This window comes from Pseudokineococcus marinus (genome assembly GCF_013004605.1).
In the GTDB taxonomy this organism is placed as follows: Bacteria; Actinomycetota; Actinomycetes; order Actinomycetales; family Quadrisphaeraceae; genus Pseudokineococcus; species Pseudokineococcus marinus.
This window is the reverse complement of sequence record NZ_JABEMA010000061.1, coordinates 1-13,112: the sequence shown is the minus strand read 5'-3', so window position 1 is coordinate 13,112 and position 13,112 is coordinate 1. Positions and strand designations below refer to the sequence as shown.

General features: G+C 75.6%; 9 protein-coding genes and 1 pseudogene. 4 read left to right on the top strand and 6 right to left on the bottom strand.

Annotated elements, in window-relative coordinates:
- Positions 1-374 (top strand): annotated as a pseudogene (locus HLB09_RS06230) (hypothetical protein); the annotation flags it as partial.
- A gap of 13 nt (positions 375-387) precedes the next feature.
- On the opposite strand, the gene HLB09_RS06225 reads toward HLB09_RS06230, so the two are convergent.
- Together HLB09_RS06225 and HLB09_RS06220 are read right to left on the bottom strand one after the other, a co-directional pair.
- On the bottom strand, positions 388-666 hold the full coding sequence (locus tag HLB09_RS06225) for a hypothetical protein (RefSeq protein WP_171202539.1): 279 nt from the start codon (positions 664-666) through the stop codon (positions 388-390).
- Positions 667-718: 52 nt separating this feature from the next.
- A complete protein-coding gene (locus HLB09_RS06220; protein WP_171202538.1) occupies positions 719-1,714 on the bottom strand; it encodes a pyridoxal-phosphate dependent enzyme in 996 nt (331 codons plus the stop codon).
- 153 nt (positions 1,715-1,867) lie between these two features.
- Between HLB09_RS06220 and HLB09_RS06215 the strand changes: the two genes are divergently transcribed.
- Entirely contained in the window at positions 1,868-2,908 is a 1,041-nt protein-coding gene (locus tag HLB09_RS06215) for an iron-siderophore ABC transporter substrate-binding protein (protein ID WP_171202537.1), read from the top strand.
- A gap of 85 nt (positions 2,909-2,993) precedes the next feature.
- Here HLB09_RS06215 and HLB09_RS06210 read toward each other — a convergent pair whose 3' ends face one another.
- Both HLB09_RS06210 and HLB09_RS19830 read right to left on the bottom strand, forming a co-directional pair.
- A complete protein-coding gene (locus tag HLB09_RS06210; RefSeq protein ID WP_171202536.1) occupies positions 2,994-3,773 on the bottom strand; it encodes a meso-2,3-butanediol dehydrogenase in 780 nt (259 codons plus the stop codon).
- Positions 3,774-3,848: 75 nt separating this feature from the next.
- Complete coding sequence (locus tag HLB09_RS19830; protein WP_171202535.1) at positions 3,849-4,919, bottom strand: DNA polymerase domain-containing protein; 1,071 nt, start codon at positions 4,917-4,919, stop codon at positions 3,849-3,851.
- A gap of 284 nt (positions 4,920-5,203) precedes the next feature.
- Here HLB09_RS19830 and HLB09_RS06200 point away from each other — a divergent pair, with 284 nt between their 5' ends.
- Positions 5,204-9,361 (top strand): ExeM/NucH family extracellular endonuclease, encoded by a 4,158-nt coding sequence (locus HLB09_RS06200; RefSeq protein ID WP_171202534.1) that lies wholly within the window; start codon positions 5,204-5,206, stop codon positions 9,359-9,361.
- 118 nt (positions 9,362-9,479) lie between these two features.
- Here HLB09_RS06200 and HLB09_RS06195 read toward each other — a convergent pair whose 3' ends face one another.
- Positions 9,480-10,436, bottom strand: a complete 957-nt coding sequence (locus HLB09_RS06195; RefSeq protein WP_171202533.1) for an ROK family protein — start codon at positions 10,434-10,436, stop codon at positions 9,480-9,482.
- 46 nt (positions 10,437-10,482) lie between these two features.
- Entirely contained in the window at positions 10,483-11,544 is a 1,062-nt protein-coding gene (locus HLB09_RS06190) for a LacI family DNA-binding transcriptional regulator (RefSeq protein WP_171202532.1), read from the bottom strand.
- Positions 11,545-11,786: 242 nt separating this feature from the next.
- Between HLB09_RS06190 and HLB09_RS06185 the strand changes: the two genes are divergently transcribed.
- Positions 11,787-13,076 carry a sugar ABC transporter substrate-binding protein gene (locus HLB09_RS06185; RefSeq protein ID WP_171202531.1) on the top strand — a complete coding sequence of 430 codons (1,290 nt, stop codon included), beginning with the start codon at positions 11,787-11,789 and terminating at the stop codon, positions 13,074-13,076.
- Positions 13,077-13,112: the final 36 nt, after the last annotated feature.

Sequence of the window (13,112 nt, the reverse complement as noted above, 5' to 3'; positions counted from 1 at the left end):
GGGTCGAGCGCCCGCCGACACCGCTGGCCGCCGGGCCCGTCGACCTGCGCGTGCGCTTCGTCCCGCCCGCCGGGCAGCACCTCGACGACCGGTGGGGCTCGCCCGTCCGCGTCGTCGTCTCGGCGAGCCCGCCCGACCTGCTCGCCGACGGCGCCGGGACGACGACGGCGCTCGACCGGCCTCTCGTCCTGCGCGGGGAGGCCGGTGCCCGGGGGGTGCTCCACGTGTCCGCGCAGGCGGCCGCCTGCGACGCCGGCGAGGACGGCGAGGTGCCCGAGCACGCCGCGTGCCACCTCTACCAGCAGGACTGGGGCATCCCCGTCGTCCTCGGTGACGGCCCCGGTGAGCTCGTGCTCGACCTGCGCGGCGTCTGAGGACCCTCGTCGGCTAGAACCCCGCGCGGCGCGGACCGCCCGGGTCGCCGCCGGCCCCGCCGCCCATGAGGCCCCGCAGCTGCTCCTGCGCCTGCGCGGCCATCGCGGCCATCTGGTCGCCCTGCTGCGCGCGGTCGGCGACGAGGCGCTCGTGGTGCTGCTCGCAGACGCCGGTGCCCTCGAGGAGGACCGCGGCGGGCGTGCGGGCCCGTCCGGCCAGGCAGGGCGAGCACCAGCCCAGCGGGCTCGGGACGTCGGGCACGACGGTGCCGCCACCGGTCTGCGCGCTCATGCCCCGACGGTACGGCGGGCGGGCGCGGCCGGCCCTCCGCGCGGCGTCGCGCTCAGACGCCGGTCACGCTCCGGTGCCCGAAGAGCCCCGGCAGGCCGCCGGTGTGGACGAGGACGGTGCGCTCGCCGGGCCGCACCTCGCCGCGACGGACGGCGGACGCCAGCCCCGCGAGCGCCTTGGCCGTGTAGACGGGGTCGAGGACGACGCCCTCCGTGAGCGCCGCGGCCGAGAGGGCCGCGGTGCTCGCGCGCGTGGGCAGCCCGTAGCCGTCGCCGACCTCGTCCCGCGGCAGCCGCAGGTGGTCGGGCCCCACGCCCGCCAGCGCGGCGGCGGCGCCGTCGGGCAGGTGGTCGCCGAAGGCCGCGGCGACACCCCGGACGAGGCCGACGACCCGCTCGACCGGGTCGGGCACGGCACCGACGTCGACGCCGAGCACGCGGCCCGCGCCCAGCCCGGCGACGAGGCCGGCCATCGTCCCGCCCGAGCCGACGGCCGTGACGACGTGCGCGGCGTCGGGCACCTGCGCCGCGACCTCCGCGGCGGCGTCGACGTAGCCGAGGACGCCGAGGGCGTCGGACCCGCCGTAGGGGATGCGCGACGGGCGCGCGCCCTCTCCGCGCAGCCGCTCGACGACGGCGTCCGCTGCGGCGTCGAGGCCGGCGCTGTCGATGTCGCCCGCCCACTCCACCCGCGCGCCGAGGAGCTCGTCGAGCACGAGGTTGCCCGCCGGGCGCTCCGGCGCCGAGCCGACGAGCACGAGGACGCAGCCGAGGCCGGCCCGCCGGGCGGCCGCGGCGGTGGCGCGTGCGTGGTTGCTCTGCCCCGCGCCCGTCGTCACGAGGACGTCGGCGCCCTCGGCGAGGGCCCGCCCGACCGTCCGCTCGAGCTTGCGCACCTTGTTGCCGCCGCCGCCGAGCCCGGAGAGGTCGTCGCGCTTGAGCAGCAGGTCGTCCGGGCCGAGCCCCAGGTGCTCGGCGAGCCGGGGCGCCGGCTCGACGGGGGTGGGCCAGGTGCCGAGGGGCAGGTGCGGGGCGGGCGTCGTCGGCATGCTGCGGAGGCTAGGGCGCCGACGGGTCGGGACGGGGGGTGAGGACGAGGGGCCGCCCGGCGCGGGGACCGCCGCCGACCGGCGGGCGTGCTCCCCGCCCCGCGGGACTGGTTAGGGTTGCCTCGCCTGCTCCCGTCGATCGTGAGGTCCCCCGTGCACACGTCCCCCCGCCACACCTCCCGGGCCGCCGCCGCGGCCGCGCTGCTGTCGGTCGCGCTCCTGGCCGCGGCCTGCGGCTCCGACGCCCCCGAGGGCGGGACGCCGGACGCCGAGCCGACGGGCGGCGGTGGCACCAGCACCGCGACGTCCTCGTCGTCGGGGGCCTTCCCCGTCACGGTCGACACCGCCTTCGGCGAGGTCGAGATCCCCGAGGAGCCGCAGCGCGTCGTCGCCCTCGGGTGGTCGGACGCCGAGACCGCGCTCGCGCTCGGCGTCGAGCCCGTCGGCGCCAGCGACTGGCTGGGCTTCGGCGGCGACGGCGTGGGCCCGTGGTCCGAGGGCTACACGGAGTCGCCGGAGATCATCGGGACGCTCGAGCCGGAGCTCGAGGCCATCGCCGCTCTGCAGCCGGACCTCATCCTCGACACGCGCTCCGACGGCACGCAGGAGCGCTACGACGCCCTGAGCCAGATCGCGACGACGGTCGGCATCCCCGAGGGGGCGGGCGCCTACACGACGACGTGGGAGGACCAGCTCGAGCTCGTCGGCGAGGCGCTCGGCCGCGAGGACGAGGCGGACGCCCTCGAGGACGAGGTGGACCAGGCGATCGAGGACGCCGCGGCGGCGAACCCGCAGCTCGACGGCACCACCGTCGCCGTCGGCGCCCGCACGTCCGAGGGGTACAGCGCCTACACCGAGGGCGACACCCGCGTGGACCTCATGGAGTCGCTCGGCCTCGAGCAGTCCGAGCGGGTCCAGGAGCTCGCCGGCGACGGCTTCTCCGTGCCGGTCTCGAGCGAGCAGCTGGACCTCCTCGACGCCGACCTCACGGTCGTCTTCCCGATCTTCGTCGAGGCGTCGACCATCACCGACGACCCGCTGTTCCAGGCGCTGCCGTCCGTCCAGGACGGGCGCTCGGTCGTCCTGGAGGACGAGACACTCCTCAACGCCTTCTCCAGCGGCAGCGCCCCGGGCATCACCTACGCCGTCGAGAACGCCGTCCCGCTCTTCGCCGCCGCGGTCCCGGCGCGCTGACGCCCCGGCCCGTCCCGCGGGCCGCGCGCGCGAAGGCCCCCGAGCACCAGGTGCTCGGGGGCCTCGTGCGTGAGGCGGCGTCCTCTCAGCCGCGGCCTTGCCCGGTGGACGCGCTCGTGCCGCCGTCGACCGGCAGGACGGCCCCGGTGACGTAGCGGGCCGCGTCGCTGGCGAGCCACAGCACCGCGGGGGCGACGTCCTCCGGCTCGCCGGGGCGGCCGAGGGCGACGCGCTCGACCATCGTCGCCAGCGCGTCCTCGTCGCTCCACACGCCCTGCGTCAGCGGCGTGCGCGTGAAGGCGGGGGCGACGGCGTTGAGCCGCACCCCGCGCGGGCCCCAGTCGAGGGCGAGCGAGCGGACGAAGTTCGTGATCGCCGCCTTGGTGGCGTTGTACGTCGCCTGGCCCCAGTCGCCGCGGTCCCCGGACACCGAGGAGACGGCGACCAGGGTGCCGCCCGAGGCCTCCAGGTGGGGGAGCGCCGCCTTCGCGAGGTGGAAGAAGCCGTCCACGTTCGTGGCGCGCAGGTGCTCCCAGTCCTCGTCGGCGACGTCGGTGACCTCCCCGCCCGCGTAGGCGGCAGCGTTGCTGACGACGACGTCGACGCGCCCGAACCGCTCGACGACGCCCGCGACGAGGTCGCGCACCTGCGCGCCGTCGGAGACGTCGGCGGTGAGGACGGCCGCGCGCTCGTCGGGGTGCCCCGCGACGACCTCCTCGAGCGGCTCGCGGCGGCGCCCCGTCACGGCGACCGTCGCGCCGGCGTCGAGGAAGGCGCGCGCGACGGCGGCCCCGATGCCCGAGCCGGCGCCGGTGACGAGGACGACGCTGCCGGTGAAGTCGTGCGTGGTGCTCTTCTCAGCCATGCGCCCACCCTGCAGCGGCGGCGCCCGGCCCGCCCGGTGCGCCCGGTGCGTCGGCTGCGTCCGTCCCGCCGGTGCTCAGCCGTCGCCGCGGCGGTCGCGGTCGCGGCTGGGCTGCACGCGCTTGGGCTCGCCGGGCATCTTGGGGTGGTTGGGCGGGTAGGGCAGCTCGCCCTCGCCGCGCGCCTCGTCGCGGTCGGCCATCTCGAGCAGGGGCTCGAGGGAGTGGTGGACGTCGTCGAGGGCCGCCATGGGGTCTCCGCGTCGGGCGAGCAGGCCGGGGACCTCGGCGATGGTGCAGTCGTCCGGCTGGACGTCCTCGAGCTCGGCCCAGGTGACGGGGGTGGAGACGGTGGCCCGCGGGGTGCGGCGCACGGAGTAGGCGCTGGCGATGGTGTGGTCGCGGGCGTTCTGGTTGTAGTCGACGAAGATCGCCGACGTGCGCTGCTCCTTCCACCAGGCGGTGGTGACGAGGTCGGGGGCGCGGCGCTCGACCTCGCGGGCCAGGGCGATGGCCGCGCGGCGGACCTCGCGGATCTCCCAGCGCGGCTCGATGCGCACGTAGACGTGGACGCCGCGGCCGCCGGAGGTCTTGGGGTAGCCGGCCAGGCCGAGCTCGTCGAGGAGCGGGTGGAGGACGTCGAGGGCGACGCGGCGGGCCTCGTCGAAGCCGGTGCCGGGCTGGGGGTCGAGGTCGACGCGCAGCTCGTCGGGGAGCTCGACGTGGTCCGCGCGCGTCGGCCAGGGGTGGAACGTGATCGCGGACATCTGCACGGCCCAGAGCACGGGGGCCGCGGCGTCCACCCGGAGGGCGTCGGCGTGCCGGCCCGACGGGAAGGTCACGCGCACCCGGCGCAGGTAGTCGGGCGCCCGCTCCGGCACCCGCTTCTGGTACACCTCCTCGCCGTCGACCCCGTCGGGGAAGCGCTGGAGGTAGGTCGGCCGGTCGCGCAGCGCCCGCACGAGCGGGCCGAGCCCGTCGACGGCGCCGTCGGCGGACGCGCTCGCCACGGCCAGGTGGTAGTCGACGAGGTGGCGCTTCGTGCCGCCGTCGGCGCCCAGCGCGGGGAAGAGCACGCGGTCGGGGCTCGTGAGGCGCACCGCGGTGCCGTCGACGTCGAGCTCCTCGGCGGGGGCCTTCGCAGCCACGGGCGTCTCCTCCTGGCTCCGACCTCCGGCCGGACGGGCACGGTCCGTGCTGGTCGTCACTCGACGTCAACGAATCGGGTCACGACGGCGCATCCGTCGCGACCGGGACGTGCCGGAGCCTTCCGGATCGTGCGCTCTCGTCACATGCTGTTCACCCGGCCGGGGCAGTCTCCACCGCGCCCCGTGACCCCGCCATCCCACCGGTACCGCCGGTGGTCCGGCGGAGCCGGTCGCCCGCCGCCCGGCGGGCAGCACGCCCACGCCGTCGACACCGGAGGACCTCCGTGCCACGAGCACCACACCAGGCAGCGCGCGTCGCCGCCGCTGCCACCGCCGCCCTCGTGGGCGGCGCCCTGCTGGCCGCCCCCGCGGCCGCCGTCCCCGCCCCCCCGGGCAGCCCGTTCATCAGCGAGCTGCACTACGACAACGCGGGGGCCGACGCGAACGAGCGCGTCGAGCTGCAGGCCGAGCCCGGCACCGACATGACGGGCTGGACCCTCGTCGGCGTCAACGGCGCCAACGGCACGACCTACTCGCCGAAGGCCCTCACGGGCGTCGTCGGCGATTCGGGCGTCCTCGTCGTCGACTTCCCGAACCTCCAGAACGGCTCGCCCGACGGGCTGGCGCTGCTCGACGCGAGCGGCGCGCTCGTCCAGTTCCTCTCCTACGAGGGCGCCTTCAGCGCGAGCCTCGGCGGCGCGGTCGTCGACTCCACCGACATCGGCGTGGCGGAGACGGGCAGCGGCACGGCCGACGGCTCGATCCAGCTGGTCGACGGCGCCTGGGTCGTCTCGGAGGACTCCAACAGCTTCGGCGCCCGGAACGGCGAGGGCGTGGAGCCGGAGCCCGAGCCGGAGCCTGCGCAGTGCGTCGAGGACGGCCTCACGGCCATCACGGCGGTCCAGGGCACGGGCGCCGAGAGCCCGCTCGTGGGCCAGGACGTCGTCGTCGAGGGCGTCGTCACGACGTCGCCCGACGGCTTCGGCAGCGTCTTCGTGCAGGACCCGAGCGCCCGTCCGGGCCGCGCGTCCACGGCCGTCAACGTCTTCGGACCCTCCGGCAGCCCGGTGCGGAGCCTGGAGGTCGGGGACCGCGTCCAGGTCACCGGCGAGGTCGACGAGTACCAGGGCCTCACGCAGGTCGCCGCTGACCAGGTCGCCGTCTGCGCCACCGACGTCGCCCTGCCGGCCCCGTACGTCATCACGCGCGCGTCGGCCTCCGAGGCCGAGCGCGAGCAGCTCGAGGGCATGCTCGTCCGCCCGCAGGGCACCTACACGGTCACCGAGGTCTACAACGCCAACCGCTTCGGCGAGATCGCCCTGGCGGCCGGCCCGGACGTGCTCCTCCAGGCGACCGACGTCGTGGCCCCCGGCCGGGCGGCGCAGCAGTACGAGGCGCGCAACGCCCGCAAGCAGGTGCTCCTCGACGACGGGCGCAGCACCAACCTCGCGAACGCGGGGCAGGCGCCGTCCTACGGCGCGGCGGACGACCCGATCCGGGTCGGCGACCGCGTGAGCAGCTTCGGCGACGTCTCCTACGTCCTCGACTACCGCTACGACGCGTGGCGCTACCAGCCCACCGCGCCGGTGACGGCGGAGACGACCGGGAAAGCGACGTTCGACGACGCCAGCCCGCGGACGGCCGCGCCGGAGGAGGTCGGCGGCGACGTCCAGGTCGCCACCTTCAACGTCCTCAACTACTTCACGACCTTCGGCGGCGAGGCCCGCGGCGCCTCCGACGAGGCCGGCCTGGAGCGCCAGGAGGCGAAGATCGTCACGGCGATCAACGCCCTCGGCGCCGAGGTCGTCGGCCTCGAGGAGATCGAGAACGGCGCGGCCCTCGGCGAGGACCGCGACGAGGCTCTCGCGACGCTCGTCGACGCGCTCAACGAGGCGGCCGGCGAGGGCACGTGGGCGTACGTCCCGTCGCCCGCGGCCCTGCCGCCCGCGGAGGACCAGGACGTCATCCGCAACGCCTTCATCTACCAGCCCGCGGCCGTGCAGCCGGTGGGCGAGTCGGTCGTCGACGACGACCCGGAGTGGGTGGGTCGGGCCCGCCAGCCCCTGGCGCAGACCTTCCGGGCCGGCGGCACCGACTTCATGGCGGTCGTCAACCACTTCAAGTCCAAGGGCTCGGTCCCGCAGCCGGCGCGCCCGGGTGACGAGGACACCGGCGACGGCCAGGGCAATGGCAACGCCACCCGCGTGGCCGAGGCCCAGCGCCTCGTCGAGTTCGTCGAGGGCATCGAGGGGGCGCCCGAGGCGGTCGTGCTCCTCGGCGACTTCAACTCCTACACGCAGGAGGACCCGCTCGACGTCCTCCGCGGGGCCGGCTACGTCGACCTCGGCACCGCCTACGACGCGGGCGACACCTACGTCTTCAGCGGCCGCAGCGGCTCGCTCGACCACGTCTTCGCCTCCCCGGCGATGGCCGAGGTCGTGACCGGCGCGGACGTCTGGGACATCAACGCGGACGAGTCGTACGCTTACCAGTACGACGGCTACCTGCCCTGGTACGCGCCGGACGCCTACCGGGCCTCCGACCACGACCCGGTCGTCGTGGGCGTCGACGTGGCGGACTCCCCGGTCGACGACGTCGCGTCGCTCCAGCTGCTCGACATCAACGACTTCCACGGCCGCCTCGGCGAGGCGGTGGCGCTGTCGGGCACGATCGAGCAGCAGCGCGAGCGCGAGGACGTCGACGGCACGCTCGTGCTCTCGGCCGGCGACAACATCGGCGCCTCCCCGTTCGTCTCGGCGGTCCAGGCCGACGAGCCGACGATCGAGGTGCTCAACGAGATGGGGCTGCAGGTCAGCGCCGTGGGCAACCACGAGTTCGACCGCGGCATCGACGACCTCCTCGGCCGCGTGGGCGTGGACGGCGAGTCCGGCCTGGCCGACTTCCCGATCCTCGGCGCCAACGTCTACGACGAGGCCGGCGAGCCGCTGCTGCCCGAGTACTCGATCCAGGACGTCGACGGCGTGAGCGTCGGCGTCATCGGCGTCGTCACGCAGGAGACGGGCTCGCTCGTCTCGCCGTCCGGCATCCGGGGCGTCGTCTTCGGCGACCCGGTCGAGGCGACCAACCGCGTCGTCGGCGAGCTGACCGACGGCCAGGGCGACGAGGCCGACGTCATCGTCCTGTCCGCGCACGAGGGCAACCCCCTCGGTGAGGACGAGCAGACGCTGGAGGAGGCCCTCGCGGCCGACACCGCCTTCGCCCGCATCGTCAACGGGGTCAGCCCCGAGGTCGACGCGATCTTCACGGGCCACACGCACCGCGTGTACGCCTGGGAGGCCCCCGTCTCCGGCGGCGGCACGCGCCCGGTCATCCAGACCGGCTCCTACGCCGCCAACCTGGGTCGCATCGTCCTCGACTACGACCGCACGACGGGCGAGGTGACGAGCTCGACCGTCGAGGAGGTGCCCCTCACCGACGCTCCCGCCGAGGAGCTCGCGGCGACCTACCCCCGCACCGCGGAGGTCGCCGAGACCGTCGCGGCGGCCGAGGCCTTCGCCGACGAGGTCGGCAGCGAGGTCATCGGCTCGGTGACCGGCGACATCACGCGCGCCTTCACCGACGCGGGCGTCGAGGACCGGGGGAGCTACTCCTCCCTCGGCGGCCTCGTGGCCGACACCTACGTCTACGGGACGACGCTGCGCCCCGTGGAGGACGCCGACCTCGGCCTCGTGAACCCGGGCGGCCTGCGCGCCGACCTCCTCCAGGGCGAGGACGGCGTCATCACCCTCGCCGAGGCCAACGCGGTGACGCCGTTCGCCAACGACCTCGTCGTCGTGCCCCTCACCGGCGCCCAGCTGGTCGAGGTGCTCGAGCAGCAGTGGCAGCCCGCCACCGCCTCGCGGCCGTTCCTGGCCCTGGGCACCTCGCGGGAGCTCACCTGGTCCTACGACCCGGCGGCTCCGCGCGGCGAGCACGTCCTCGTCGACAGCATCCGCATCTCCGGGGAGCCGATCGACCTGGACGCCACCTACCGGGTGGCGACGAACTCCTTCCTCGCCTCCGGCGGTGACAACTTCACCACCTTCGCCGAGGGCGCGATCGAGCTCACCGGGCTGATCGACTTCGACGCCTTCGAGGCGTACCTGCGGGAGAGCAGCCCGCTGAGCCCGGAGGACTACACCGGCCGCGTCACCGTCGGTGACGCGACCGAGCAGCCCGAGCCGGCCGCCGAGGTCAGCGCCTCGACGACCACCGTCCGCGCGGGCCAGTCGGTCACCGCGTCGGCGTCGGGCTTCGCGCCCCGCGAGGTGCTCACCGTCTCGGTGCTCGGCCGGGTCTACGGCACGGCCCGCGTCAGCGCGGACGGCGACGGCTCCATGCGCGTCACCATCCCCCGCGAGGCGCAGCCGGGCGACTACACGGCGGTCGTGACGGGCAGCGCGGGCAGCCGCGCCACGCTCGACTTCACGGTCGTGCGCTGACGCCCAGCACCCACCCGCACGGCAGCAGGGCCCCCGCAGCGCGCGCTGCGGGGGCCCTGCTGCGTGCGGCGACCTGGTCGACGGAGGTGGCCGTGCACGGTCACCTCCGTCGAGCAGGTCAGCCGGCGATGACGGCGGCGCGCGCCAGGGCCGCCGCGCCGACGACGCCGGCGTCGTCGCCGAGGGAGGAGACGACGAAGCGCAGCTCGGGGCTCGGGCGCAGCATCCACGGGCCCGCGGCCGCCGCGATCCGGTCGACGAGGTCCTGGCCGAGCTTCTCGGGAAGGCCGCCGCCGACGACGACGAGCTCGACGTCGAGGAGGTTGACCGCGGAGCCGACCGCCACCCCGAGGTGCTCGACCGCGGAGTCGACGAGCTGGGTCGCCATCTCGTCGCCCTCGTCGAGGGCCCTCGCCCAGACGCTGGAGGTCGGGCGCGGCCTGTCCTCCTCGTCCTGGATGGCGAACAGGCGCGTCTCCCGCCCGGCGCCCACGAGCGCGTGCGCGGCGCCGGCCATCATCCGCCGCCCGGCGTAGGCCTCCACGCAGCCGCGGCGCCCGCACCCGCACATCGCGCCGCCGGGCTGGACCTGCACGTGCCCGATCTCGCCCGAGGAGCCGCGCGAGCCCTCGTAGGGGCGGCCGTCGAGGACCAGGGCGCCGCCCACGCCGGTGCCGAGCCACAGGCCGAGGACGTCGCGGGCGCCCCGCGCCGCCCCCGCGACCCACTCGCCGAGGAGGCCGACGTTCGCGTCGTTGCCGAGGGTGACCGGGGCGTCGAGGCGCGACGTGAGGCCGCCGACGAGGTCGACGTCGGCGTCCCAGCCCGCGAGGTTGGGCACCGTGAGGACCTGGCCGGCGTGGACGACGCCGGGGATGCCGACGCCCACGGCCACCGGGTCCCCGTCGAGGTCGGCGACGAGCTCGGCCACGGCGTCGAAGACGGCGTCCGGCCCGCTCGTCGGCGTGGGGACCTTGCCGCGGTCGTGCACCTCGTGGTCGCCGGACACCATGCCGACCTGGATGTTGGTGCCGCCGACGTCGACGCCGGCGACGAGGGTCCTGCTCGCGCTCATCGTCCCTGACTAGCAGCGATCGGGAGCGGCGGGCACCCGGGGCGGGTCACGATCCGGTGGTCACCGGGCGCCGCCGGGGCCGCGGGGCGCGCGCCGCGGGCGGGGCCGTGGAGGCCCGCACGACGAGCCGCGGGCGGACGAGCAGCTCGCCGCGCACGCCCTGCTCGCCGCGGAGCTCCGCCAGGAGCGCGCGCGCCGCGGCCGTGCCGACGGCGTCGACGTCCTGGTGCACGGTCGTCAGGGGAGGGTCGGTGAAGTCGAGGAGCGGTCCGTCGTCGCACCCCACGACGGACACCTGCTCCGGCACCGCCAGCCCGCGCTCCCGGGCGGCCCGCACCGCGCCGAGGGCCATGAGGTCGGACCCGCAGACGATCCCCGTGACGCCGCGGTCGAGCAGCGCGTGCGCCGCGGCCTCGCCGCCCTCGATGCGGAACTGGGTGTGGACGACGAGGGAGTCGACCTCCCCCGGGCGCACGGAGCCGGCGAGGTGGCGCCGGACGGCGTCGTGGAAGGCGGCCGTCTTGCGGATCGAGGGCACGTAGCGGGCGGGTCCCATGGCGAGCCCGACCCGCTCGTGGCCGAGGCCCACGAGGTGGGCCACGGACTGCTCGACGGCCGAGGCGTCGTCGGTCGAGACGAAGGGCGCGTCGATCCCGTCCATCCAGCCGTTGACGAAGACGGCGGCGAGCCCGCGGCGCCGCAGGTGCTCGTAGGGCCCGGCGTCGGCGTCCGTGTTGGCGTGCACGCCCGAGAGGAAGACGACGCCGGAGGCCCGCTGCTGCAGCAGGACCCGGACGAAGTCGGCCTCGTGCACCCCACCGGGGACGAGGGAGCAGACGACGGGCGTGTAGCCGGCCCGCGCGAGGTGCGTCTGCACGACGAGCGACAGGGCGGGGAAGACGGGGTTCGTCAGCTCGGGCACGACGATCCCGACGAGCCCCGCCACCGGCGCGGGCAGGAAGCGGTCGTCGTAGCCGAGCACGTCGAGGACGGACCGCACCTTGTCGCGGGTGGCCTGCGAGACGCCGGGCTTGTCGTTGAGGACGCGGCTGACCGTGGCCTCGCTCACCCCCGCGCGGACGGCGACGTCCGCGAGCCTCATGCGCATCCGTGCAACCTACTCGCGCAGGCGGCCCGACTTCTGTGACGCAAGACACTTCCATCGTCTGCAAGAATCTTGCTACTGTCCCGCCACGCAGCGCGGCGTGAGCCGCCGGCCCGAACCCCGCCGACGGCCCTGGTGCACCGGAGCACCCAGGGCGCGGTTGCGCCCCGCTCGACCTCACCTCCGCTCGACAACTCCCCCCGAGGGCCGCCACGGCCCTGCCCGCTCGACTGACGAGGAGCACCATGCGCATCCCCCTGAGGGCGGCCGTCGCGGCCGTCGGCATCGCCGCGCTGACCGCCGGCTGCAGCGGAGGGAGCGGCGACGGCGCCGCCCCCGCCGGGACGACCGCGCCCGAGGGCGGCGCGAGCGCCGAGGAGACCGGCGCGCCGGCGCGCGACGACGCCGACCTCGTCGTCTGGACCGACGAGCTCAAGATCGACCCCGTGACGCAGATCGCCGAGCAGTTCGGCGAGGAGAACGGCATCTCGGTCGCCGTCCAGGCCGTCACGGACCTCCAGTCGAACTTCATCACCGCCAACGCGGCGAGCAACGGCCCCGACGTCGTCGTCGGCGCCCACGACTGGATCGGCAACATGGTGCAGAACGGGGCGATCGACCCCCTGCAGATCACCGCCGACCAGCTCGGGCAGTACTCCGAGGTCGCCGTCGACGCCGTCACCTACGACGACCAGCTCTACGGCCTGCCCTACGGCGTCGAGGCGCTGGTGCTCTACCGCAACACCGACCTCGCGCCCGAGGCGCCGGCGACGCTCGACGACGCCTTCGCCACCGGTCTGCAGCTCAAGGAGGCGGGCACGGTCGAGTCCGCCTTCAACCTGCCCGTCGGTGAGCTGGGCGACGCCTACCACATGCAGCCCCTGTACACCTCGCTCGGCGGCTACGTCTTCGGGCGCGACGCCTCGGGCGCCTACGACCCGACCGACCTGGGGGTGGGGGACGAGGCCTCCCAGGCGGCCGGCGCCCGCATCCAGGAGCTCGGCGAGGGCGGCTCCGGCGTGCTCACGCGCTCGGTGAGCGGCGACAACTCCATCGCCCTCTTCGCGGACGGCCAGGCGCCGTACCTGCTGTCGGGCCCGTGGGCCCGCGCCGACGTCGAGGCCGCGGGCTTCGGCTGGGACGTCCAGGCCGTGCCGGGCTTCGCGGGCGCCGAGCCGGCGCAGCCCTTCACCGGCGTGCAGGCGTTCTACGTCGCGTCCAACGGCGCGAACAAGGCCTTCGCGCAGGAGTTCGTCACCGGGACGATGAACACCGAGGAGGCCATGCAGACGATGTACGACGGGGCCAACATCCCGCCGAGCCTCGTCTCGCTCCAGGAGTCCGAGGTGGCCGCCGACCCGCAGCTGCAGGCCTACCTCGACGCCGCCAACGCCGGTGAGCCGATGCCGTCCATCCCGCAGATGGGCGCCGTCTTCGAGCCCCTCGGACAGGCCTACTCCGCCATCGTCGGCGGCGCCGACGGCGCCGAGACGATGGTCCAGACCGGCGACACCATCCGCGCCGCGATCAGCTGAGCCCCCGGCGCCGGGGCGGGCCCTCCCGCCCCGGCG

Excerpts from the sequence above, each read along its gene's own strand:
- HLB09_RS06225 (WP_171202539.1), bottom strand. The coding sequence starts at position 666 with ATGAGCGCGCAGACCGGTGGCGGCACCGTCGTGCCCGACGTCCCGAGC.
- HLB09_RS06220 (WP_171202538.1), bottom strand. The coding sequence starts at position 1,714 with ATGCCGACGACGCCCGCCCCGCACCTGCCCCTCGGCACCTGGCCCACC.
- HLB09_RS06210 (WP_171202536.1), bottom strand. The coding sequence starts at position 3,773 with ATGGCTGAGAAGAGCACCACGCACGACTTCACCGGCAGCGTCGTCCTC.
- HLB09_RS06195 (WP_171202533.1), bottom strand. The coding sequence starts at position 10,436 with ATGAGCGCGAGCAGGACCCTCGTCGCCGGCGTCGACGTCGGCGGCACC.
- HLB09_RS06190 (WP_171202532.1), bottom strand. The coding sequence starts at position 11,544 with ATGCGCATGAGGCTCGCGGACGTCGCCGTCCGCGCGGGGGTGAGCGAG.
- HLB09_RS06185 (WP_171202531.1), top strand. The coding sequence starts at position 11,787 with ATGCGCATCCCCCTGAGGGCGGCCGTCGCGGCCGTCGGCATCGCCGCG.